Here is a 23,382-nt window from a genome sequence, read left to right on the forward strand (position 1 = left end):
AAGCGAAGGCATGCGAGTTTGAAGCAGCCCTGCCAAGCCGACTTCTCTACTCACGGTCCGCGGCATCGCAGAGAAGCATAACTTTGTAAGCTCTTTCATCTGGGATCTAGAGCGGAACGATTCTCTTTATCTTTTTTTATTTTACTAATGATATCGCAACGCGATCTATTGGAAAGGGCTTGCTACTTGCACAGGTGTGTCCACGGGTACCCGCTTTCATGCGGCCTTTATGTAAAGATTGTGTAATAAATTTCTCTATCTTTACCGACGAGCCGTGCGAAATGGACAAGCTTCGCGCGCTCCAAGCTACGTGTGTACGGTGCGGCCCGGGATGGTGGAATGTAACTCAACCTGCACCATCACTTATTCGATCCGCACGTTGTTTCGGCTGCGTGCTGGTGACCATTGCCAGCTTCACACGAGCTTCTTCAGCAGTGTGCGTTGCCAACAGACGATGTAATAGCTGCCGCATATGGCATTGCACTATCCGCCAAGAACAGGGCATTTGCAGTCCATCGCTGTGCTCAGCTTCCCGCTTTTAGCTAACCTGCCATGCTGCCGCGCGGCCTCACTTCATATTGGCCATTTCTTTTTATCAATTGCCGAGCTTACAGATGGACTTTGATCTGAATGCCGCTTTGAACGACTACCAAGCCTACATGTGTGCGTTGGAGCCGTGCCCGCAGTCTGCTGCGTCGGCGCCCCCGCCGATACTGAAACCAGCAAGCGGTGGGCTGGCGAGCCCGTCGGCCAGCCGACCCACGACATATCATGACCTGCCGCACGAACTAATTGAACGGATCGGTGACTACGTGCCCGTCCAAGACGTAGGAAACCTTTCAGCAGTCGATCGTCGCACGTACCATGCGATGCAAAGTCGGCGCTTAGTCTACCGTTACTGGCAACGAGCCCACCAAGCCGTCAGTCTCGCGTCAGTCAACCAGCTGCTCAAGGAGATGGACGGCACGCTCGCCGATCCGGCGCAGCACGTCGAGCCGATTGAGGCGCTGCGCCAGCGGTTGGAAGCGTTGCCGTATCGCGAGCAGGGCGAAGCCTTTAAGCGCATGTACGCGGCGGCGCAGCGTATTCCGAAGGATGGCGTGCAGATACAAAAAGCGCTGTTGTTGCACTCATTGCACAAATTCCATTGGAGCCATCGGGATGAATTATTCGACTTCGCTTACGCGATGGCGCAGCGGCGTGCGCCCGAGGAGGAGAATGTCTGGATGGAACTCGCTGACAGTTTGGGATTCTTGTTGTTTGGCTCAGCTGAGTTTGTCGAGCGTTATCAGGCGCTTGTGGCTCGGCTTGCGTCCTTGAGGGTGTCCGAGCAAGCGGAGCTGATCCCGGTATTGTGTCGGCAAATGATTCGCTTTCGTGCAAGCGACGACCGCCGCCCTAGGCTGTATGCGGTGTTACGCGGACACGCGTTGCAGCTGCCGCCCTCTCATCAAGGCGCATCGGTTGGCATGCTAGCCAGTGCCATATGGGTTTTGCCGAAAGCGGAGCGGCTCGCACAGTACACGCAGCTGCGTGATGTGGCACTGTCGCTGCCTAACGAGCAGTTGGGCGTTGCGCTAAGCTATCTTCCAGAGGGGTTGACGGATTTACCGCGCGAGCAGCACGCACACGAACTCCAGTTACTGGAGCCAGCATTGCTGCGCGTACTGCCAGCGCAGCGCGCGCAGGTCGCACTCGGCCTACTCATGTATACTCACAGACTAGACGATGCACTGGTAAAGTGGGTCTGGCAGCAGGGATTAAGCCTACTGAATGGCATGGGCGAAGCCGCCTTATGGGATGCGCTTAGCAGACTTCGGGGCGCGGGATCGCTACATAACTTAGACGATCGTCAATGGAATATAGCGAGGGTTGAGATCACCCGCTTGATGGAAGCCAACCAGTTCTCCGAGTCGGCCCGGGCGCGATTCCAGGACAGTGTGCCTTGGTTCAGAAGTTGGCCACATTAACCTGCGGCTGAGCCCGCATGCTTCGTTTATCCGGGGGATCCTTCGCGAGTCGGACAAGGTGATGGCAGTTCACCGCCTACATTCGAGTGGTGAACCGCCACCCTAAGTAGGACTCGCCATGGACCACCGAATACCTCTTTCTTCCATTAATGTAGGCGCCAGTACGTCATCTGCGCCACCCAGCATTTCACAGCGCTCAACGGCTCCCTTGCAGGGCAACCCTCGCTCTACGCCCTCGGCACTCTCGGGGCTGTGCTGTCTAAGCAGAAGCTCAAGCACTGAGAGCAATGGGTCTGTCTCAGCGGAACAGACCCAGGGACAATCGATCGGTCAGTCAATGCTTTCTGGGATGCACAGTGCATAACGAGTTGTTTGCCGAATTTTGGACCGAATCTCTCCAACTTGACTCCAGAACAGCGCAGCGAGTACTACTGCAATCTGGCAGCGGACTATGCCAGGCGTTCCGCGGAACGCGATTCGAATGGTGATCCACTGCATAAAAAAGAAAATGAAGACTTGATAAGTAAAGGCAACATATGCTGGGATGCGGTCAAGGACTGTGCGTTTAAAGCAGGGGCCATCTCTAAAGATCAATATAAATTGATAAATGGTAAGACAGATTTGGTCACACCGATCGATAAACGGATACACAATGCCAATGAATTAGAAAGCGTGCCACCCGGGCATATCCTCGAATTTTTCGGACGCGGAGAAACTGAGCCCTTTCACGTGATGCTTACCACGGGTGACAATAAAGCCGCCAGTAACAAAAATCAATGCCTTGAAATTGGCAACGCTGCCGGGTGGGAAGAGCTTGATTTGAGCCAGCTGACGCCGTTCAATGGAATATTTATAATTAATTATCCTAAAAAAGACGTGTACTATAAGCCTTTTGTCGTCACCTATAGGCCCATTAGCGAAGCCGGCAAGCAACCGAGCAACGAAGCTTCCACCTCGGCACAAGTGTGATGATCGAGCAGCTCTGGCAGCCACTCAAGGCAAGCTGCATGGCTTACCTTGCAACACGGGTGCATATCTCCGTGGAAGTGCTGATTGGGAAGCCCAGCGGATACCCTAGATTTTGTTCCGCAAAGCTAAAAAATCCTCAGGCGAAATACGGGTTTGCGGGCTGCTGACCTGCCCCCTTGGTTAGGGCCAGCCGGCTTCTAGCAAAGTCCTTTTAAACCAGCTCCTGGAAAGCGGCAGGAGCATCCGCTGTTGCCCGATATTTCGCCGCAAACTGTGCGGGCGAAAGGTAATTCAGTGCGCTGTGCGGCCGTTGCTCGTTGTAGTCCTGGCGCCACGCGGCAATAAGCGCGCGAGCGTGCGCGAGACTCGTGAACCAGTGTTCGTTAAGGCATTCATCGCGGAACTTGCCGTTGAACGATTCGATGTAAGCATTCTGCGTCGGCTTGCCCGGCTGAATCAATTTTAAGCTCACCCCGTTAGCATACGCCCATTGATCAAGCGCCCGGCCCGTAAATTCCGGTCCCTGGTCCGTTCGCAGTGCTTTTGGATAGCCTCGGAAACGCGCGGCGCGCTCCAACACTCGCGCGACATACAAGCCGCACATGCCGTAGTCCACCACGATATCCACGGCCTCTTTGGTGAAATCGTCCACGATGGTCAGGCACTTCAGACGCCGCCCATTGGACAGCGCGTCCATCACAAAATCGATTGACCACACCTGGTTTGGTCCGCTTGGCAACGCCAACTGCTCGCGCTCAATCATGACGCCGTGGCGCCGTCGACGGCGCCGTACGGCAAGCCCCGCTTCACGATAAAGGCGATGCACGCGCTTATGGTTCGCCTGGATACCCTCGCGCTCCATCATCGCGTGTAATCGCCGATAACCGAACCGCCGACGCTCGTGCGCCAGTTCCACCAGGCGAGCCCTCAACACATCATTCTCGTGGTCCAGCTTCGCTTCGTAATGCAACACGCTGCGAGAAAGCCCGACAAGCCGGCAGGCGCGGCGCTCGGAGATATTCACCTTCTTGCGAATCGCCGCGACTGCTTCGCGCTTGGCTTGCGGGCTCAGGGCTTTCCCTTGACGACAACCTTTAACGCTTGCATATCGAGCATCGCCTCGGCCAGCAGCTTCTTCAGCCGCGCGTTCTCGGTTTCCAGCTCCTTGAGCCGGCGCGCTTCTGACACCTGCATGCCGCCAAACTTCGCGCGCCACGTGTAGAACGACGCGTCACTGAACCCGTATTGCCTGCACAACTCTTTGACCGGCCTGCCGGCCTCGGCTTCCTTCAGAAAACCGATGATCTGTTCTTCCGTAAAGCGCTTCTTCATGTTCGTCTTCTTCTCCGAAAACGAACTTTACTAAACTCCGGCCGGCCCTGTTTGCCGGGGGCAGGTCAGGGGCGCCCTTCATGGCAGACCCTATAATCCAAGGCCTGAGTTGGCGACGCGATTTGATTGGCTGCTGAACGAAATGGCGCGGTTAGATGACATCGGCCGAGAGGCATTAAGCACGCAACTTGCTGACCAGCTATTTATGCTTCATTGTTTGGATCGAAACTTGGTGCTGGAGCGACATCAGCGCTTGCTTGATTACGTCGAAGCGCTTCCGGTGGCTCTACAATCTAGACCTCGAAAGACACTGGCTACGGCGATCCGATGGCTGCCTGAGCACACGCGCTGCACGACCTACGACTCCATGCTGAGCGCGGCCACTCGATTGCCGGTCGGCAAAGGCGAAGCTTTATCGGGATTGCCCGAAGCGATGATCGGTTTGAGCGCCGGCGAACAGAGCCGAAGGCTGCAACAATGGAAGTACGAAATCCTACCTACGTTGGATCGCTCAGATCAGGAGCCGATCGTTGCAGGGCTGCTCGCTGCGTTCGGCAAATTGGCCGAGGGTAACAGTCCCGAGTTTGCGCTGACACTGGCGCTCGATACCTTTGATAAGACATCTGGCGGCATAAGCCTGGATGAAGACCGGTTCGAAGCTGTCATTTTGGGCATTACAGACAAGGACAATTTAGCACACACGTATTCTCCCGAGATACTGGAACGTGTCCTCGATTTAGGTCGCGATGTTCCGCGGCCGACACGACAAAGACTTCTCCTAGACCTTGAGCGATGGCTAGACTTAAGGTTTGTTAATAAGATGTTGGGCAAGCAGGAACAGTTGTTTTTACCCATACAGACTCGCATCCGCCATGAACGAGCCGAATTGAATCCCTTCCCGCTGCTTAACATCGACCCTGACCCGTCACCGCTGACATGGTGGGAAGATTCGAGCCAACGCCAGGCGGCTGGCCACGCAGATAACGAACGTCGTCGCCGGCCAATCGTCGATTGGATCAAGACACGGCTGCGCCGACGATAATATAGCGACAGCCGATCACCTTTGAGAGGGCGAACGTACGCGAGGTTGACGCAGTCCTGTTAAGCCTTCATCTTTGCTTTCACGCCTAGCGATTAGCACAAGGCTTCGATACCGTGACAACAGCCAGCGGGCAAGCCGTCTTTGACTCACCACAGTCGCGCCTACCGGACCTTGGCGGCCCACGATTCTATCCTATTGTATTGATGCAACAAAGCCATTGAAAACGACTTTGTGCATGCCTAATCAGCAATGGTTCGGAAAACCGGTCACCCATGCGTTATATAGTCGGCGCACTCCTACTCGCCCCTGCCCGAGTGGGATTGCGACCTTACGCTTTCTTTCATTTTCTATACGCCCAGCATGGATTTCAATACTACGCCACCGCCGAACCCACACAACGCCGCCATCTATGCGTCCATCGACTCGCACAAGAGCGGTCCTAACTCTCCCCCAAGCGGTTCCTTAAGCGTCGGGGAGCCTAGTACGGCTCAACGGCAAGCGCCAGCCAGTTATGCTGGCATCGCGCCTATGGAGCGCGTTCAGGCATTCTTAAAGACGTTGTGTAAGAAGGACATCGAAAGGGAGGTCTGCATAGAAGCATTGCGTGAGCTTTTGGACGGGTTGCGCAGGGATGTTGCGGACCCGTACGCATTATTGCAAACCCTGGACAAGCTGGCCATGTCCGGAATCAATCGATTTCCTCGCGGTCAGACAGAAGCATTTGCTCACATCTTTGCTGAGGTGATAAAAATCCCGAACAGTAAGGCGCTGCAGGACAAGATGATTGATCATTTTGGCTCTGACTATTATGTACTGAGCCACGATGGGCTAGGCTCATATCATGTTGTGCCGGCCGAGTCGATGATCGCAGTGTTCGATGAAATTTTCAACCGCACGGTTGCGAGTCCTTTAATTAAGCGGCGCGAGATACTGCCATTCCTGGCGCTGCAACTGGACTCCTCTCATTGGACTGGGGAACCGACTTGGGGAGCCCTGCATGGCAGGCCCTATAATCCAAGGCCTGAGTTGACGACGCGATTTGATCGGCTGCTAAACGAAATGGCGCGGCTGGATGACATCGGCCGAGCAGCATTAAGCACACGACTTGCCGACCAGTTATTTATGCTTCATTGTCTGGATCGAAACTTGGTGCTGGAGCGGTATCGGCGCTTGCTTGATTATGTCGAAGCACTTCCGGTGGGTCTACAATCTAGCCCCCGAAAGACACTGGCTACGGCGATCCGATGGCTGCCTGAACATACACGCCTCGCGACCTACGAATCCATGCTGAACGCGGCCACCCAATTGTCGGTCGGCAAAGGTGAAGCCTTATCGGGATTGCCCAAAGCGATGATCGGCTTGAGCGCCGGCGAACAGAGCCGAAGGTTACAACAATGGAAGTACGAAATCCTACCCACGTTGGATCCCTCGGATCAGGAGCCGATCGTTGCAGGATTGATTGATGCGTTCGGCAAACTGGCTGAGGGTAACAATCCCGAGTTTGCGCTGACGCTGGCACTCGATACCTTTGAAAAGACATCTGGCGGCACGAGCCTAGATGAAGACCAGTTTGACGCTATCATTTGGGGTATTACAGACAAGGATAATTTAGCGCACACGTATTCTTCCGAAATACTGGGACGTGTTCTCGATTTGGGGCGCGATGTTCCGCGGCCGACGCGACAAAGACTTCTCTTAGATCTTGAGCGATGGCTAGAACTAAGGTTTGTTAATAAGATGTTGGGCAAGCAGGAACAGCTGTTTTTACCCATACAGGCTCGCATCCGCGATGAACGAGCCGAGTTGAATCCCTTCCCGCTACTTAACCTCGACCCTGACCCGTCACCGCTGACATGGTGGGACGATCCGAGCCAACGCCAGGCGGCTGGCCACGCAGATAGCGAACGCCGTCGCCGACCCATCGTCGATTGGATCAAGGCACGGCTGGGTCGGCGATGAAATAACGTCATTCTCAGCAAGGCGAATGGGTAAAGCTGATGCAGCCTTACCCTGCGGCTCGCCTATTAATAATCCACGGTATCGTACAAAAGCATCATGATTCAGAAAAATCGTCGATTATATTTTTATATTTTTTTAGTTTAGATTGAATATCCAATTCGACATTATCAAGCCTTCTATTTAAATGAAAATATTGATTTTCAGATGGCCTAGTTTTAGGCAAAGAACTATTTCTTTGGTAATTATTTGTTTGTGCGATTTTATGAATTATCTCTTTCGAAGAATAAATTGACGAGATAATTTCACTGTAAGCTTTTTTAAACTTATCATCCAACTCAAATCGATTTACACCATTGCCGAGATTTCCACTTTCAATGATATTAATGCGCGATATATTAATAGCGTTCTGCGCAGCATTGAGCCGTCCAAGCAAATTTGTTACTCTCGCCTGCAAAGCTTCGCGATCTTTATCTGATACAGCGACAATGCTAGTTTTTTGAAAAAAACTATTGGCTATTTTTGTCCCACTCAAGGAGCTTTTTAGTTTATCGTTGATGCCCTTCAGGGGCATCGAGCCACTAGTTTTATGTAGCCAAACATTATTTAAAAGCTTAGCAAAGTCAACATTATTATTTTTTGGCACAACAGGCCGGTTCACTGGCTTCTGACTGGCAGAAATACTCCAACGCGCCTTGACATCCCTATTGGCACTCAAAGGTCGCATATTGTCAAGAATAAAGTTCCGCCCCTTTGTGGCTGCAACACTACTATTTTTTTGAAGTTCCTTCCATCCATCTTTTGTTTTATTCGAAATAATGGTATGAATGTTACCGATGCCAGGTAGTTTCACGATTGCTCCAAAATTGGTTTTCCATTCCGTGGTTGGATTCGGGGCGACATAGCCAATTTTTCACCAACCCAAATCCGCACCCCACACACACGAACCGCCTTCGGGCCTTGCGATTGCCCACCGACACGTGACTACAATCCAATATAAGATTGCGTTTGCGCTCCGGCACGTTCATAGGCGAAGCCATACACAACGATGCGCAATTCTGCTGCGCCGCGTGGGTGTATACGCTCACAAGTAACGCTGCGCGTCTTTTCCTTCAGTGGGCCGATGTCCAGCGCCTTACCCATGCGCACGGCAATCCTCAACCGCGCTGTCACTGCAACGCTGCTGCCGCACAGCACATGGTCGCGTGCCTTCAACATTGGTTAACCGCTGTGCCGCCGCGCGGCCATGTGTACTGACCCAGTGTGCCGTATCGAAAAAAATTGCGACTCGTTGTCGTCAGCGAACCCAGTAAATGCGACAGATCCACCAGGCGCTGAGCGACTAAATGAATCACCTGCCCGTGCCGTTGCCAGACGCCATACACGGCAAGTAGCGACGCGCCGAGCGCTTCCTTGCGCTGACGCTCTAACAGCGATGGCCAAATGATCACGTTTGTATGGCTGGTTTCGTCTTCGAGCGTCATAAACAGCACGCCGTTGGCGCTGCTCGGACGCTGGCGCACCGTCACCAGCCCGCGCGCGCCAGCTGCCCGTCGCGATAGCCCTGCAGCGTCGTCGCCGACAGCAAGCGACGCCGAAGCAACCGCGCGCAGCAGTGCGAGCGGGTGGTGCCCAAGCGTCCAGCCCAGCGCGTGATAGTCGTGCGCGATCGTTTGCCCCTGCGTGAGCGGCACGAATGCCGGTGTCGCGTCGCCAGCGCCAGCCGCACAGAGCAGATCCCTGTCAGGCACCGCGACGAGCGCGTGCCACAACGCCGCGCGGCGATTGCCCGCAAAGCTCGCCAGTACGTTGGCGCTGACCAACGCCTGCAGATCGCGCCGCGTGAGCGTTGCACCATCACCGTCTGTTCACCGTGGCGCGAAGTTGGCAATCTAATTCCCACCAGATCTGACCTGCCCCCGGCAGAGCGCGTGTAGACAAGCACAACCTGACACTGACCGAGCCATACCAAGTTCGATTTCTCCAATCCATGCAATGGCTCCAGCAGAAGGCAACCCACAACAGAATCGGAATTTCCAGTTGCCGTTTTTTAATGAACTGCCTATACTGGAATCACCGCTGAAAACAGCAGCGGCCGGGTGTGACAATCCGATAGATACAGGCGCACAGAAGCCGCGCCATCTTACGATTCGCGGCTTTTTTGTGCGTAACGTCTGGTCTCGTCTATGGCGGGCCGGGCGGGGCCAGCTTCGGCTGGGCCGGTTCCTGTATCCCGGTTTGTCACCCTCGTTCGGTCCGCCACCCTCCGTGACAAGAGGGAGCGGGTAAAAACCGTGATACAGGAGCCAGGCATGGATAGCCCACTTCTTGGCGTTTGTCCGTCCGAATATCGCCGTCTGCGTGTTCGCCGAACGCTGCTTCTCCCTTTCCCTCGTCTTCGCGCGCTTTATGCGTCACTTGCCGCCTTCAAACGGGTGTCGAGCTATTTGGCCATGGCGCACCGAGCCGCGCAGCCACCGTAAGAGAATGAAATCCTTCACTGCTGCAACAAACTCAGCGGACGCGCTGCGCAACCGCTAGGACTATCAATCTAACAGCGTAAACGCCTTTTCCGCTTCTCCTCACATCGTGCCTATTGGCGCGAGGGGGTGCGTTTTGCCCAGAGCAAGGAGGAGGTGCATGGCCCGCGTCGCTCCAGCGACGCAGGCCAATAGATACCGTGGTGGATCAAGGATTTTACGTCATTGCCATGGACCCGGCGCACGTACGCTTCGTCGTACCGCCGGTCGTACTGTCTAAACGAGAAAGCATAGGAATATGGCTAGCCGTCACGAGTCTGACTGTCACCGCGTTTCTCCTGCGCCTTGACCTCGGCATCGTGGTCGTGCTGGGCCAGGCGTGGACGGCCTGGTGGTGGCTGCGTCGGTTTGAGCCTGCTATGACCGAAAGCCAGTTCAGCATCAGTGCGGCGGGGATCGTATGGTTCGGCTCGAGATCGGGGCCCGCCCTTATTGCCATGCAGCAGATAAGTCGCATTTGCCTAGTGGCGCCGCGTTGTCCTGCTGTCGCTATGCGCAGCCTCCAGTGAGCCGCAGGCCTTACCATGGCCGCGCCCCAATCACAGGCGCCTGGCCAAATGGGGCATCGTGGTCGAGGCCGGTGGACTCGATCATGCTATCGCGCAGGGTCTGTCGTGCCATACCGCCGTTCGTCTGGCGCGGACAGTGCGACGGGCACTGCATGCCGCGCTGCGAGATGGGCATTGGGTTTGCCGATCTTCTCATGCCGATATGTCGCGTATTGAGCACTGCTCAAAATAAACATAGCCCATGCTATTCGACGCTGCCTCGTCATGACTCTTGCGCTTGGGGATAGACTGACGCCACACGATTCGACACGCCCGTGGTCAGTAGCGAGTTGGCGCACGGAAAACCGCATCCGCTGCCCTATTCAAAGACGCTGGAGCGGCTGGCCGGAACGCCGACCCTGCATTCGCGCCCGAGAATTCGGCGGCGGGCGGGCATGCTGCGCGTTCGCGCCGGCATCTTTACGTCCGGGATGTCAACCGCATTGAGCGAGGACAGGCTTCGGGAAGCCGAAGCACAAGATGTGATTCGGGATTTCGCAAATCAACGCCTTTAAGACCGAATAGCACGCCAACTCAACGCGCAGCGCGACGTCGCCAGCTAGCAGCCGGCCGCCGATGCGGCCCCCAGGCTTTGCCCAACCGCCAAGTTTGACGCGATAGGTCATCGTGGCGCTGAAAAACAGTGCAAACCGACCTACGCTTAGTAAAAGGGATTTTCGGAATTCCGTCATGCTGCTGCGCACGCTCCGCAAGTTGTGTTTCGGGTGGATTCTCGCCGCACTGGCTACCGGTGCCGTGTCAGCGCCCGCGCCCGTTGTGCTGATCCCCGTCAGCGATGCGATCGGTCCCGCGAGCGCCGATTTCATCGAGCGCGGACTGGCTCGAGCGGCCAGCATGCACGCCCAGTTGGCCGTGATCGAGTTGGACACGCCCGGCGGGCTGGATCCGTCGATGCGCCAGATCATCAAGGCAATGCTTGCCTCGCCGGTCCCGGTGGCGACATTCGTCGCCCCGGCGGGCGCACGGGCCGCCAGCGCGGGAACCTATATCTTGTACGCCAGCCACATCGCCGCGATGGCGCCCGGCACGAACCTCGGTGCCGCCACGCCAATCCAACTCGGTATCGGCGGCGAGTCACCGCCGCCAAGTCCGGATGGCGGCACCGCGACGGATACGATCCAAAACCGGGCCGCCGAGACAGCCAGCAGCGCTGAAACAGCCGAGACAGCCGCGACCGCACCCACATCGTCGCCCACGCCGCCATCCATTGGCGTGCCGGGCGACCCGCGCAGCATCGAGACACGCAAGCAGATCCAAGACGCGGCCGCCTACCTGCGCAGCCTGGCCCAGTTGCATGGCCGAAACGGCGAGTGGGCCGAGCACGCCGTACGCGACGCGGTCAGCCTGCCGGCGAGCGACGCGCTGTCGCGCCACGTGATCGACGTGGTAGCCAGCGACCTAGATGCGTTGCTCGCACAACTCGACGGCAGACAGGTCGCTACCGCGCACGGGGTGCGTACGCTGCAGACCGCCCATGCCCCTGTCGTGCGAATCGAACCCGACTGGCGCACCCGTCTACTCGCCGTCATCACCAACCCGAACGTCGCGTTGATTCTGATGCTGATCGGCATGTACGGGTTGTTCTTCGAGTTCGCCAATCCAGGTTTCGTGCTGCCAGGGGTGACGGGCGCGATCAGCTTGCTGGTGGGCTTATTTGCGCTGCACATGCTGCCGGTTAACTACGCCGGATTGATTCTGATACTGCTGGGCATTGCCTTCCTGATTGCCGAAGCATTCCTGCCGGCGTTCGGCTCGCTCGGCTTTGGCGGAATCATCGCGTTCAGCATCGGCGCATTAATGCTGATCGACACCGAGGTCCCCGGCTTCGGTATCCCGCTGCCGTTGATCATCGCGCTCGCGTTGCTCAGCGCGACATGCTTCATCGCGATTGCCAGCATGGCGCTGCGCGCGCGCCGGCGTCCGGTCGTCGCGGGCGCCGAGACGCTGGTCGGCAGCGTCGGCGTCATGCTGGGCGAGTTGGCGCCGTCCCACGCCGGCGACGGCGCCTCGGACGCGGGCGAGTCGTCGAACGGCTGGGCCCGCGTCCAAGGCGAGCAGTGGCGCGTGCAAAGTGATCATGCCCTGTCCGGCGGCGCGCCCGTACGCGTGACGGGGCGGCATGGCCTGACACTGAGCGTCATCCCGGCGGCGGCGCCGCCCGAACCAGGAGAACATTCGTAATGGGTCTGACTTTCGGCTTCACCGGCTTCGCCGTGCTGCTCGTGGCAATCCTTGCCGCATCGATCCGAGTATTCCGCGAATATGAACGCGGCGTGATATTCATGCTGGGCCGCTTCTGGCAAGTCAAGGGGCCGGGACTCGTGTTGATCATTCCCGGCATTCAGCAACTCGTCAGGATCGATCTGCGCACCGTCGTGCTGGATGTGCCGTCACAGGATCTGATCACGCACGATAACGTATCGGTGAAGGTTAACGCGGTCGTGTACTTCCGCGTCGTCGATCCAGAAAAAGCGGTGATCCAGGTCGAGCGCTACCTGGAAGCCACCAGTCAGTTGGCACAGACTACGCTGCGCTCGGTACTCGGCAAGCACGAACTCGACGCGTTGCTGGCCGAGCGCGAGAAGCTCAACGATGATATCCAGAAGGTGCTCGATGCGCAGACGGACGCATGGGGCATCAAGGTATCCAACGTCGAGATCAAGCACGTTGACCTGAACGAGTCGATGGTGCGCGCGATCGCGCGGCAAGCCGAGGCCGAGCGCGAACGCCGCGCCAAGGTCATTCACGCGGAAGGCGAGTTGCAGGCATCGGAGAAGCTACTGCAGGCGGCGCAGATGCTCGCCCAGCAGCCACAGGCGATGCAATTGCGCTACCTGCAGACACTAACCAGCGTCGCTGGCGACAAAACCTCGACGATTGTGTTTCCCGTCCCGATGGACTTGGTCGACGCATTGGCCGCCACCGCGCGCAAGCCCGGTGGCTAGCCGATAAGGCGCAGTAGTGCCAGCGCCCGCGTGCCATGCCGGGCCGATTTCAGAGGGACTGCTCAGAGGGACTGGCTGATGATACGGCTTAAGTAACGGCCATGCCCGCCTGCGCGCATCGGCCCCTCGCGATGTGGTGTTATCGTTGCCGCCCGCGCCGCGCTCCGGTATGGTGTCCCCATGCTCACTGCACCGATGAACGTTGCGCATACCCGCAACGTAGCGCGACATGCCTGATACTACTGAATCCATCCATGAACCGATTCGCACCGACGTCCTGATCATTGGTGCTGGGCCGGTCGGATTGTTCGCCGCCTTCGAGGCCGGCGTAATCGGACTGACGTGTGAGGTCGTCGACACGCTTGCGCAGATCGGCGGCCAATGCACCGAACTGTATCCGGATAAGCCCATTTTTGATATTCCGGCGATTCCGGTCTGCACCGCGCGCGAACTGGTCGAGCGGCTCGCCGAGCAATGTCGCCCGTTCAACGTGCCGATCCGCCTGAGTCAGCGCGTGGTCCATGTCGAACAACGCGAAGACGGCCGCTGGCGCGCTCGCACGGCGCAGCAACTGGAGTTCGATGCCGCAGCGATCCTGATCAGCGCAGGCAATGGCGCGTTCGTGCCGCAACGGCTAGCGCTGCCCGACGCGGCCTCGCTGGAGGGCCGTCATCTGCACTACGCGGTGCGCAACCTCGATGACTTCGCGGGCCGGCGCGTGATCGTGGCGGGCGGCGGCGACTCGGCGCTCGATTGGGCGCTCGCGCTGCGCCACGTCGCCGAGCATGTGACGCTGGTACACCGGCGCAACGCGTTCCGTGCAGCGGACTCGACCGTGGAACAGTTACGCCGCGCCGCTGACGCCGGCGAACTCGATATCATGACGGGCACGATCACGGCATTGCGCACCGAGCACGGCGCGTTGCAGGCGGTGGATATCGCGCAGATCGGCGCGCAAACGAGCGTGCCCGCGGAGCATGTCATCGCGCTATATGGACTGGTCGCCGATTTGGGACCCATCGCCCAGTGGGGCATGGAGATTCGCGCGGGACGCATCGCGGTGGACACGTCCTACTACGAAAGCTCGCGCCCGGGCCTGTTCGCGGTCGGTGACATCGCGATCTATCCGAACAAGCAGAAGCTGATTCTGTCCGGCTTCCACGAGGCCGCGCTGGCGCTGCGCAAGATATACGGCTACGCGTATCCGGAACGCAAGCGCGTGCATGTCCACTCCAGCTACGACGCCACATTGTCGGAGAAGATCCTCGGCACACCGGCCGCGTTGGAGTAAGGCCTCGGCGCACCGGGGCCCAAGCGCGCCGTCACCGCGCCGTGCATAGGCGTTGACGCGGCAGCCCGGCCATGCGGGAGCCGAGCTACACCGTCACCGTGGTCTGTTGCGACTGTCCAGTCTGTTGCAACTGTCCAGTCTGTTGCGACCGCCCAGCCTGTTGCAACCGCCCAGCCTGTTGCGACCGCCATCGTCTGCCCTACCTCCGGGGATAGCACGGTAAGTTCACCTCACTTTGCCTTTGCCAAGCCTCGACACCGTGACCGTGCTGGCGGCATGGCATGCACGGTAGGCTATGTCAGGCAGCGGGCCAGATGGAAACGCATTTCCACCTCCGCCGGCTGCGCGCCGCTGGCCGGCTGCGCAACCCTGACAATCGTGCCGCCCGTCGCCGACGGCGTCAGCAGAATGACCCAGTTACCCCGCCCGATGTTCAACTCCGTCATCTCGCCGCGGCGTGACGCGCGCGCGTTCGGCAGGCGTTCACGCAAGCAGGCACTGACATCGCGCATAGAGCGCAGCGAAGCCACGTAGATCAACGGCTTGTCCTGCGCGAGCGGTGACGCGCCGTGTCCGCCGTTTGTCGCACTCGAGCATCCGGCCACGCTGAGCACTGTCGCAAAGGTGAAACAACACCGGCGGATAAATACGGGATAGGAGGGATGTCGCATAAGGCTGTTCCTAAAAACTTCCTTTTACGGCATAATCTGAGACGTCGAAAGCCTTAACTTCCTTAAAAAGGAAACTGCTTCGCAATCGACACTGCGGCTCCGAGACGTGATAGGCGATTTAAGCCAACCAAAAGCGTCGAAGCCGAAAAAAAGCCGGCACGAAGCCGGCTGAAGGGCTCTGGTCTTATTCCGAGGGCTTAACTAACCAGAACCTGAGACTAATGCGAGGAGTGCCCCCACACAGGGCCGCAATTATCGCATATAAGCGCTGGCGCGTGACAAAGTCCGCCCGCCAGTGCTTATTTTTTTGCAAAATCGTTGACTGCATCGGCTTTTAACTCGCCAATGCGCACGACAGATCAGCATGCCTAGTGAGGCGCGGCCTTCGAAAAGCCGTTCATCAACACCACGCCGGCGACGATGAACCCCATGCCGGTCACCGCCGGCCAATCGAGCCGCTGATCGTAGACGAAGAAAGCAACCAGCGAAATCAATACAATGCCGACTCCTGACCAGATCGCATAGGCCATGCCAACCGGCACCGAACACAACGTCAGCGCCAGGCAGTAGAACGCGACCGCGTAGCCGAGCACGGTGATCACCGATGGCAGCAGCCGCGTGAAACCATCGGAGGCCTTGAGCGCCGACGTGGCGATCACTTCGGCGACGATTGCAATCGCGAGATAGAAGTAGGCAAGCATAAGGGGACATCGCTACGACAACGAACACGATTATACGCATGCGCGCGCTGAAGCGCTCCCGGCGTCATTGTCGCCGGGGCGGCAGAACGACGCACGATCCGTGCCGAACCGGGTAAAATCCGGCGCGAACGGGGCGGGCAGCAGCAAACTATGCTACCTTTGCGGATATTTTGGCGCGCGCAGTCGCCATCGTGGCGCCTGGGCGCACCATGGTGACTGCGCGTAGCCAATCCTCAGTTTTATTGCACACCGAGGAGCCAGTGGGCATCGCCGAACCCATCGAAGCACATCACGCCATGACCAGCCAGCAGGCCGCGTCGGGCAGCTCATTTTATGCCGCGATGCGCATCCTGCCGCGCGCACAGCGCGAAGGCATGTACGAGATCTATTCGTTCTGCCGCCAGGTCGACGATATCGCGGACAGTGGCGCGTCACGCGAGAGCCGGCTGGTCGCGCTTGAGCAATGGCGCACCGCGATCGCCGCCTTGTACGCTGGCAATGCAAGCCCGCAATTGGCCACGCTTGCGCGCGTCGTGCAGCAGTTCTCGCTGCGGCAAGACGATTTCATTGCGGTGATCGATGGCATGGAGATGGACGTAGCCGACACCATCGTCGCGCCGGATCGCGATACGCTGGACCTGTATTGCGACCGCGTCGCCAGTGCGGTGGGTCGCTTATCGGTGAGGGTTTTCGGGATGCCGGACGACGACGGCCGGCAACTCGCGCACCATCTCGGACGGGCACTGCAGTTGACCAACATCCTGCGGGACATCGACGAGGATGCCGATATCGGCCGCGTCTACCTGCCGCGTGACACGCTCGCGGCGGCCGGCATCGTGCACCTCACGCCTGACGCGGTCCGCGCCGCGTCGCTCGATCGCGCATGCGCGCCACTGGTTGCCGACGCGCGCGCGCACTTTGCGCAAGCCACCACCATCATGGCGCGTCAGCCACGCCGCGTAGTCATTGCGCCACGCATCATGGCGCAAGCCTACCACGCGTTATTCGAGCAGTTGGTCCGGCGCGGCTTCGCCGCGCCGCGTGAGCGCGTGCGCGTGTCGCGTGCGCGCCTCATGCTGGCCGTTGCCAAACACTGGCTGTTCTGATCATGCGACCGGCTCGCTGCCGGCCGCACGCCGCACAGCGGAATTGTTGCGAGGAATACGAATGAACATGTTGCACGAACCGTTGAATCCCGACGTCGATGACGCGCGCACCGCGCCCGCCAGCGCGCCACCGCCGACCGACCGGCTGGAGCAGGCGATCCGCTCGGCGACTAACGCGCTGCTGGACGCGCAGCATGACGATGGCCATTGGCTGTTCGAACTAGAAGCCGACGCGACAATCCCGGCCGAGTATGTGTTGATGGTCCATTATCTGGGGGAGACACCGGATCCCGTGCTCGAAGCGAAGATCGGCGCCTATCTGAAGCGCATCCAGGGCGAGCACGGCGGCTGGCCGCTGTTCCACGATGGCGCCTTCGATATGAGCGCCAGCGTCAAGGCGTATTTCGCGCTGAAGATGATCGGTGAGCCAATTGACGCACCGCATATGAAGCGTGCGCGCGATGCGATCCTAGCGCGGGGCGGCGCCGCCAAGAGCAACGTGTTCACGCGGATTTTGCTCGCGCTGTACGGCATACTCGACTGGCGGGCGGTGCCGATGATGCCCGTGGAGATCATGCTGCTGCCGACATGGTTTCCGTTTCACCTGTCGAAAGTGGCGTATTGGGCGCGCACCGTCATCGTGCCGCTGCTCGTGCTGCAAGCCAGGCGGCCGCGCGCGCGCAATCCTCGCGGCATCGGGATCGACGAGATTTTTGTCGGTTCGCCACGCGACGTCGGGCCGATATCGAAGGCCTCGCATCAGAGCCAAGGATGGTTTTCATTCTTCTCGGGCATCGACGCGCTGCTGCGCAAGCTCGATCCGTATTTCCCGAAACAGTCGCGCCAGAAGGCCATCGACGCCGCGGTGCACTTCGTCGACGCGCGCCTAAACGGCGAGGACGGCCTTGGCGCGATCTTCCCGGCCATGGTCAACTCGGTGCTAATGTACGACGTGCTCGGCTACCCGCCAGACCATCCGCATCGCGCGATCGCACGCAAGTCGATCGACAAGTTGCTGGTGATCCACGACCACGAGGCCTATTGCCAGCCTTGCCTATCACCCGTCTGGGACACCGCGCTGACTGCGCACGCGCTGCTGGAGACCGGTGAACCGCGCGCGATCGAGCACGCGGCGAAGGGACTCGACTGGCTGCTACCACTGCAAATCCTGAACACCCGAGGCGATTGGATTGCACGTCGTGCAAACGTGCGGCCTGGCGGCTGGGCGTTCCAGTTCGCGAACCCGCATTACCCAGACGTGGACGACACGGCGGTGGTCGCGATGGCGATGGACCGCGTTGAGAAGCTGCAGGTGCGCGATCGCTACCGCAACGCGATCGACCGGGCTTGCGAGTGGGTGGTCGGCATGCAAAGCCACAACGGCGGCTGGGGCGCGTTCGAGCCGGAAAACACGCATCTATACCTGAACAACATTCCGTTCTCCGATCATGGCGCGTTGCTGGACCCGCCAACGGTAGACGTATCGGCGCGGTGTCTATCGATGCTTGCGCAACTGCCCAGCACGCCGCAGCGGCAGGCGTCGGCTTCGCGCGCCAAGCACTACCTCCTCGCCGGCCAGGAGGATGAGGGCAGTTGGTATGGCCGATGGGGGATGAACTACCTTTACGGCACCTGGTCCGCATTGTGCGGCCTGCGCGCCGCCGGCGTCGCGCCGAACACGTCGCCCATGCAGCGCGCGGCGCACTGGTTGCGCTCGATCCAGAATCCAGACGGTGGCTGGGGCGAGGGTGGCGACAGCTACAAGCTCGACTACCGAGGCTACGAACGGGCGCCGAGCACCGCGTCCCAGACCGCATGGGCACTGCTGGGGCTGATGGCGGCGGGCTGCGAACACGACGAAGCTGTCGCGCGCGGCATCGCGTACTTGCTGGACACGCAGAACGACGAAGGGCTATGGGACGAGGCGCGGTTCACCGCGACCGGATTCCCCCGCGTGTTCTACCTGCGCTATCACGGCTACCGCAAGTTCTTCCCGCTGTGGGCGCTCGCACGCTACCGCAATCTCACCGTACGCAACGCATGTACCGTAGCCTGCGGAATGTGATACATGACGCACCGGTGGTGGTGGTCACCGGCCTCGCCTTCGAGGCCCGGATCGCCGCAGGTCCGGACGTACGCGTGATCTGTCAGCAAAATGCCGGACTAGCGACCACGCTTGGCGCGATCGTCGCGCAGAGCCGGTCCTGTTCAGCGCTGGTGAGCTTTGGCACCGCGGGCGCACTGGTGGAATCGTTGCGCCCCGGCGCGTTGCTGGTGGCCCGTTCGGTGCTGGCCGTCGACCTGCCCCTCCCGCACCCAGCGAGCGCGGCAATGCGTAACGATGCAACGCCAGTCAGCGGGGAGCGCTACGCGAGCGACGAACGATGGTCCCACGCGCTGCTCGAGCGGCTCAACGGCGCGGTCTACGCCGATCTTGCCGGCGTCGAAATGCCCGTCAGCCAGGCGGCAGACAAACAGCAGCTGCAGCATGCGTATGGCGCGTGGGCTGCCGACATGGAGTCGCACATCGTCGCCCGCATCGCATATGAGCGTGGCCTGCCTTTCGTGTGCGTGCGCGCGATTGTCGATCCAGCCGAGCGCTCTGTGCCGCCGGCTGCGGCCGCAGCGCTCAACGACGACGGGTCAACAAACCTGGGCGCCGTCCTACGCTCAGTGCTCGCCCATCCGGGTCAATTGCCTGCACTGCTGGCGCTCGCGCGCGATGCGCGGGATGCCCGTCGCGCGCTGGTCGCAGCACGGCGCCGGATCGGCACGGCATTCAGTTTTCCGTCCCGCGCGGGCGGCCACATCGTGGCGACATCGGCAGGCTACTAGCTGGCACCGCCTGCGCCACCTCGAGCCAACGACGCCGCCTGCGCCACCGCGCGCCAACGACGCCGCCGGCACCCTGCGTCCAATGACATCACCGCTCGCCTCAACGGACAGCACTGCCGGCTCGACGAACCTCATCGCCCCGACTCAACGGACATTATTTCCCGACTCAACGCCGCGCCTGCGCGCGGCCCTTCCACATGCCGCCACGGCCACGCCAGTGCTGCAACGCGGAGTCCAGTGTGAAGCCGGTGTACACCGCGGCGACGACCGGCAGGCAAGGCCCCCACCAGCGTGAACGACCGTAGAAGCGCAACATGGGCAGATATGCGAAGGTCATCGCCGCCCAGGCCAGCGCGCCCGCGAGGCGGGCCAGCCCGCTGCCGAACAGAGCTAAGAGCGGCGGCGCGACGAAGGTGACCAGCAGTGACACGAGCGTGACGCCCAGCCACCACGGCGAATAGTGCAGTTGCGCATACGCGGTACGCGCGACCATGCGGCGAATCTCGCCCAGATTGTCATACGGTCGCACGCTGCGCGCCCGATGAGTCAGGCCAAGCCAGATCGCGCCTTGCGCCTTCATCCGGGCACCCAGCGCACAGTCATCGATGATCTCATCGCGGATTGCTTCGATGCCGCCGGCCGCCCGCAATGCCTCCTCCTGCACCAGCATGCATCCGCCCGCCGCGGCCGCCATCGGATGGTCACGCCGATTGACCCATGAAAACGGATACAGCATTTGGAAGAACAGCACGAAGGCCGGGATCAGCGCGCGCTCGAACCACGCGTCGCAGCGTAGCTTTGCCATCAGCGAAACCATGACGCGCCGGTCTACGATCGCGCGCGTGACCAGCTGCCGCAGATTGTCTGGCACATGCTCGATGTCGGCGTCTGTCAACAGCAACCACGCAGGCGGCGGATCGGTGGCGCGCGCGGCCTCAATACCTTGCCAGACTGCCCAAAGCTTGCCGGTCCAGCCAGCCGGCAAGGGCTCGCCGCGCAGTACCGTAAGCCGCTCGGCGGCACCCATGGCACGCGCCGCGTCACGCGCGACGGCAGCAGTGCCGTCCTCGCTGTGGTCGTCAACGACCACGACCCGTACCGATCCCGGGTAGTCCTGGCGCAACAGGCTGCTCACCGTTTGCGCAATCGAAGCGGCCTCGTTGCGCGCCGGCATCACCGCGACGAGCGCCGGCCACGCATCAGGGGTGCCAGTGCCAGGCGGATACCGATCATCCCGTTCTTGCGCCTGCCAGAATCCGCCGCGCGCCACGAGCAGCACGATCCAGATCACCAGCGATAGCGCTGCAATGGCTGTCAGCACGCTTCACCTCAAGTAGCCGTTGACGCGAAACCAGTCGAGCGCATCGCGCAAGCCGTCAGTATGCGGCCGGGCGTGATAGCCCAGTTCGCGCCGCGCCTTCGCGGAACTGAAAAACATCTGGTAGCGCGACATCCGTAACGCATCGACGGTTACGAACGGCTCGCGGCCCGTCCATTGCGCGACGCCTTGCGCCGCCAGCGCAATCGGATACAATGGCCAGCGCGGCAGCTCGATCGACGGCGGCTTGCGCCCGACCATCCGCGCGATCGCCGCCAGCATCTCGCGCAGCAGCACGTCGTCGCCGCCGAGGATATAGCGCTCGCCGATCCGCCCGTGGTCCATCGCAAGCAGATGGCCCTGTGCAACATCATCCACATGCACGAGATTCAAGCCGGTATCGACGAAGGCCGGCATCTTGCCAGTCGCCGCCTCGACGATGATGCGTCCGGTCGGCGTAGGCTTGATGTCACGCGGCCCGATTGGCGTCGACGGGTTCACGATTACCGCCGGCAGCCCTTGCTGCGCGACCATCTGCTCGACGAGACGCTCGGCGGCCACCTTGCTGCGCTTATAGACGCCGATCGTGCTCGCCTCGTCGGCCGGCGCGGTCTCGTCAACCGGACCGGTGGCGCCGCTCACGCGCAGTGTCGCGACGCTGCTCGTATAGACGACGCGTTCGACACGCCGACGCAGTGCTGCCTGCATCACGCAGCGGGTTCCGTCGGCGTTGGCACGCATAATTTCATGGCTGTCGCGCGCCCACAGCCGGTAGTCGGCCGCCACATGGAACAATACATCGACCTGATCGAGCGCGCGCTCCACCGATGCGGCATCGCGCATGTCACCTTCGGCCAGCTCGATATCCAGGTCGCGTAAGTTGCCGCGCGGGCTGCTCGCCCGCACCAACGCGCGGACACGATAGCCACGCGCGAGCGCGGCCCGGGCCAGCGCCGAGCCAACGAAACCGGACGCGCCGGTCACCAGCACGCGGACCGACATTACGTCTTGGACTGACGCAATTCGGCCAGCTTGATCTCGACGTGCCGCGAGAACACATACTCGGCCGGACGCTGGCGATCGAACGAGACGTCCGGCGCGAATGGACCCTCGGTCTTCACGCCGCGCAGCGACACGCCGAGCGCCCGCCACGGATGGGAGAGCGTATCGTTCACCGCGGTCGCCTCGTAGCCACTGTGAACCATGCAATCCGCGCACTTCTCATAATTGCCCGTGCCGTACCGGTCCCAGTCGGTCGTCTCCATCAACTCGCAATAGGTCTTCGTGTAGCCTTCGCCGAGCAGGTAGCACGGTCGCTGCCAGCCGAACACGGTGCGGGTCGGATTGCCCCACGGCGTGCAATGGTACGTGCGGTTGCCGGCGAGGAAATCGAGGAACAGGCTGGACTGACTGAACGACCACGCCTTGCCGCCCTTGCCACGCCGCAGGATATCGCGGAACAGATTTTTGGTTTTTTCGCGATTCAAGAAATGCTGCTGGTTGGGCGCGCGCTCATAAGCATAGCCAGGCGACACGGTGATCCCGTCGACGCCGAGCCGCTTGACCTCATCGAAGAACGTCGCGACCTGCTCGGGCTGCGCGTCGTTGAACAATGTGCAGTTGATGTTGACGCGGAAGCCGCGCGACTTGGCCAGCTTGATCGCCGATACGCAACGGTCGTACACGCCCTCCTGGCAAACCGACTTGTCATGCATCTCGCGGTCGCCGTCCAGGTGGATTGACCAGACGAAGAATGGGCTCGGCTGGTAATCCTTGATCTTCTTTTCGAGCAGCAACGCATTCGTGCACAAGTAGACGAACTTGCGGCGCGCAATGATGCCTTTAACGATCTCAGGCATTTCCTTATGCAGCAACGGCTCACCGCCGGCGATCGAGACCACCGGCGCCCCACATTCATCAACCGCCTCGAGCGCCTCGGCCACCGATACACGCTGGTTCAGAATGGGATCCGGGTAATCAATCTTGCCGCAACCCGAACACGCCAGGTTGCAGCGGAACAGCGGCTCGAGCATCAGCACGAGCGGATAACGCTTGTTGCGCTTCAGTCGCTGCTTGACCAGGTAAGCGCCGACGTACGCGGATTGCAGAAATGGGATGGCCAACTTTGACTCCTTTG

The 23,382-nt window shown here is 60.0% G+C and carries 19 protein-coding genes and 1 pseudogene; 10 read left to right on the top strand and 10 right to left on the bottom strand.

Annotation, left to right across the window (positions count from 1 at the left end; genetic code table 11):
* The first annotated feature begins 614 nt into the window (after positions 1–614).
* Together IHE30_RS13160 and IHE30_RS13165 are read left to right on the top strand one after the other, a co-directional pair.
* Positions 615–1,970, top strand: coding sequence for a hypothetical protein (locus IHE30_RS13160; RefSeq protein WP_337691204.1), 1,356 nt, complete (start codon positions 615–617; stop codon positions 1,968–1,970).
* A gap of 372 nt (positions 1,971–2,342) precedes the next feature.
* Positions 2,343–2,939: a hypothetical protein gene (locus IHE30_RS13165; RefSeq protein WP_337691206.1), complete on the top strand. Its 597-nt coding sequence runs from the start codon at positions 2,343–2,345 to the stop codon at positions 2,937–2,939.
* Between the two features lie 211 nt (positions 2,940–3,150).
* On the opposite strand, the gene IHE30_RS13170 is transcribed toward IHE30_RS13165, so the two are convergent.
* A protein-coding gene (locus tag IHE30_RS13170; RefSeq protein WP_337688634.1) for an IS3 family transposase occupies positions 3,151–4,271 on the bottom strand; the annotation gives its coding sequence in 2 pieces (ribosomal slippage) (positions 3,151–4,013 and positions 4,013–4,271; 1,122 coding nt in all).
* Between the two features lie 109 nt (positions 4,272–4,380).
* Here IHE30_RS13170 and IHE30_RS13175 point away from each other — a divergent pair.
* Positions 4,381–5,313: a hypothetical protein gene (locus tag IHE30_RS13175; protein WP_337691207.1), complete on the top strand. Its 933-nt coding sequence runs from the start codon at positions 4,381–4,383 to the stop codon at positions 5,311–5,313.
* Positions 5,314–5,673: 360 nt separating this feature from the next.
* Positions 5,674–7,272, top strand: a complete 1,599-nt coding sequence (locus IHE30_RS13180; protein ID WP_337691208.1) for a hypothetical protein — start codon at positions 5,674–5,676, stop codon at positions 7,270–7,272.
* 94 nt (positions 7,273–7,366) lie between these two features.
* Here the strand turns inward: IHE30_RS13180 and IHE30_RS13185 are convergent, their stop codons facing one another.
* From IHE30_RS13185 to IHE30_RS13200, 4 genes and pseudogenes are all read right to left on the bottom strand, one after another.
* A complete protein-coding gene (locus IHE30_RS13185) occupies positions 7,367–8,122 on the bottom strand; it encodes a hypothetical protein (RefSeq protein WP_337691209.1) in 756 nt (251 codons plus the stop codon).
* A gap of 131 nt (positions 8,123–8,253) precedes the next feature.
* Positions 8,254–8,487 (bottom strand): hypothetical protein, encoded by a 234-nt coding sequence (locus IHE30_RS13190; protein ID WP_337691210.1) that lies wholly within the window; start codon positions 8,485–8,487, stop codon positions 8,254–8,256.
* Positions 8,488–8,546: 59 nt separating this feature from the next.
* Positions 8,547–9,122, bottom strand: a pseudogene (locus IHE30_RS13195) (OB-fold nucleic acid binding domain-containing protein); the annotation flags it as partial.
* Between the two features lie 1,669 nt (positions 9,123–10,791).
* Positions 10,792–10,983, bottom strand: coding sequence for a hypothetical protein (locus IHE30_RS13200; RefSeq protein ID WP_337691211.1), 192 nt, complete (start codon positions 10,981–10,983; stop codon positions 10,792–10,794).
* A 64-nt stretch (positions 10,984–11,047) separates the two neighbouring features.
* Between IHE30_RS13200 and IHE30_RS13205 the strand changes: the two genes are divergently transcribed.
* The 3 genes from IHE30_RS13205 to IHE30_RS13215 all read left to right on the top strand — a co-directional run bounded on the left by IHE30_RS13205 (position 11,048) and on the right by IHE30_RS13215 (position 14,614).
* The gene (locus IHE30_RS13205) at positions 11,048–12,559 is read left to right on the top strand and encodes an NfeD family protein (RefSeq protein WP_337691212.1); all 1,512 of its coding nucleotides are present in this window, start codon (positions 11,048–11,050) and stop codon (positions 12,557–12,559) included.
* Positions 12,559–13,323: a slipin family protein gene (locus IHE30_RS13210; RefSeq protein ID WP_337691213.1), complete on the top strand. Its 765-nt coding sequence runs from the start codon at positions 12,559–12,561 to the stop codon at positions 13,321–13,323. Before IHE30_RS13205 ends, IHE30_RS13210 begins: the two co-directional genes overlap by 1 nt.
* Before the next feature lie 229 nt (positions 13,324–13,552).
* The gene (locus IHE30_RS13215; RefSeq protein WP_337691214.1) at positions 13,553–14,614 is read left to right on the top strand and encodes an NAD(P)/FAD-dependent oxidoreductase; all 1,062 of its coding nucleotides are present in this window, start codon (positions 13,553–13,555) and stop codon (positions 14,612–14,614) included.
* Between the two features lie 293 nt (positions 14,615–14,907).
* Here IHE30_RS13215 and IHE30_RS13220 read toward each other — a convergent pair whose 3' ends face one another.
* On the bottom strand, positions 14,908–15,285 hold the full coding sequence (locus IHE30_RS13220) for a hypothetical protein (RefSeq protein ID WP_337691216.1): 378 nt from the start codon (positions 15,283–15,285) through the stop codon (positions 14,908–14,910).
* A gap of 368 nt (positions 15,286–15,653) precedes the next feature.
* Positions 15,654–15,986, bottom strand: a complete 333-nt coding sequence (locus IHE30_RS13225; RefSeq protein WP_337691218.1) for an SMR family transporter — start codon at positions 15,984–15,986, stop codon at positions 15,654–15,656.
* Positions 15,987–16,282: 296 nt separating this feature from the next.
* On the opposite strand from IHE30_RS13225, the gene hpnD reads away from it, so the two are divergent.
* From hpnD to IHE30_RS13240, 3 genes are all read left to right on the top strand, one after another.
* Entirely contained in the window at positions 16,283–17,092 is an 810-nt protein-coding gene (gene hpnD / locus IHE30_RS13230) for a presqualene diphosphate synthase HpnD (protein ID WP_337691220.1), read from the top strand.
* A 61-nt stretch (positions 17,093–17,153) separates the two neighbouring features.
* Positions 17,154–19,157 (top strand): squalene--hopene cyclase, encoded by a 2,004-nt coding sequence (shc, locus tag IHE30_RS13235; protein ID WP_337691221.1) that lies wholly within the window; start codon positions 17,154–17,156, stop codon positions 19,155–19,157.
* Positions 19,154–19,927, top strand: coding sequence for a phosphorylase family protein (locus IHE30_RS13240; RefSeq protein WP_337691222.1), 774 nt, complete (start codon positions 19,154–19,156; stop codon positions 19,925–19,927). The genes shc and IHE30_RS13240 overlap by 4 nt, the downstream gene beginning before the upstream one ends.
* 166 nt (positions 19,928–20,093) lie before the next feature.
* Here IHE30_RS13240 and IHE30_RS13245 read toward each other — a convergent pair whose 3' ends face one another.
* Genes IHE30_RS13245 through hpnH form a run of 3 tightly spaced genes read right to left on the bottom strand, consistent with a single transcriptional unit; the run spans position 20,094 to position 23,368 of the window.
* Positions 20,094–21,248: a glycosyltransferase gene (locus IHE30_RS13245; RefSeq protein ID WP_337691224.1), complete on the bottom strand. Its 1,155-nt coding sequence runs from the start codon at positions 21,246–21,248 to the stop codon at positions 20,094–20,096.
* 3 nt (positions 21,249–21,251) lie between these two features.
* Positions 21,252–22,247, bottom strand: coding sequence for a hopanoid-associated sugar epimerase (hpnA, locus tag IHE30_RS13250; protein ID WP_337691226.1), 996 nt, complete (start codon positions 22,245–22,247; stop codon positions 21,252–21,254).
* Positions 22,247–23,368, bottom strand: a complete 1,122-nt coding sequence (gene hpnH, locus IHE30_RS13255; protein ID WP_337691228.1) for an adenosyl-hopene transferase HpnH — start codon at positions 23,366–23,368, stop codon at positions 22,247–22,249. Before hpnH ends, hpnA begins: the two co-directional genes overlap by 1 nt.
* Between the last annotated feature and the right edge of the window lie 14 nt (positions 23,369–23,382).

Source organism: Mycetohabitans sp. B46 (genome assembly GCF_037389205.1).
Taxonomy (GTDB): domain Bacteria; phylum Pseudomonadota; class Gammaproteobacteria; order Burkholderiales; family Burkholderiaceae; genus Mycetohabitans.

Bases quoted from the DNA above. Each gene is read 5' to 3' on its own strand.
- IHE30_RS13160 (WP_337691204.1), top strand. From the start codon at position 615: ATGGACTTTGATCTGAATGCCGCTTTGAACGACTACCAAGCCTACATG.
- IHE30_RS13180 (WP_337691208.1), top strand. From the start codon at position 5,674: ATGGATTTCAATACTACGCCACCGCCGAACCCACACAACGCCGCCATC.
- IHE30_RS13190 (WP_337691210.1), bottom strand. From the start codon at position 8,487: ATGTTGAAGGCACGCGACCATGTGCTGTGCGGCAGCAGCGTTGCAGTG.
- IHE30_RS13200 (WP_337691211.1), bottom strand. From the start codon at position 10,983: ATGACCTATCGCGTCAAACTTGGCGGTTGGGCAAAGCCTGGGGGCCGC.
- IHE30_RS13205 (WP_337691212.1), top strand. From the start codon at position 11,048: ATGCTGCTGCGCACGCTCCGCAAGTTGTGTTTCGGGTGGATTCTCGCC.
- IHE30_RS13210 (WP_337691213.1), top strand. From the start codon at position 12,559: ATGGGTCTGACTTTCGGCTTCACCGGCTTCGCCGTGCTGCTCGTGGCA.
- IHE30_RS13215 (WP_337691214.1), top strand. From the start codon at position 13,553: ATGCCTGATACTACTGAATCCATCCATGAACCGATTCGCACCGACGTC.
- IHE30_RS13220 (WP_337691216.1), bottom strand. From the start codon at position 15,285: ATGCGACATCCCTCCTATCCCGTATTTATCCGCCGGTGTTGTTTCACC.
- IHE30_RS13225 (WP_337691218.1), bottom strand. From the start codon at position 15,986: ATGCTTGCCTACTTCTATCTCGCGATTGCAATCGTCGCCGAAGTGATC.
- hpnD (WP_337691220.1), top strand. From the start codon at position 16,283: ATGACCAGCCAGCAGGCCGCGTCGGGCAGCTCATTTTATGCCGCGATG.
- shc (WP_337691221.1), top strand. From the start codon at position 17,154: ATGAACATGTTGCACGAACCGTTGAATCCCGACGTCGATGACGCGCGC.
- hpnA (WP_337691226.1), bottom strand. From the start codon at position 22,247: ATGTCGGTCCGCGTGCTGGTGACCGGCGCGTCCGGTTTCGTTGGCTCG.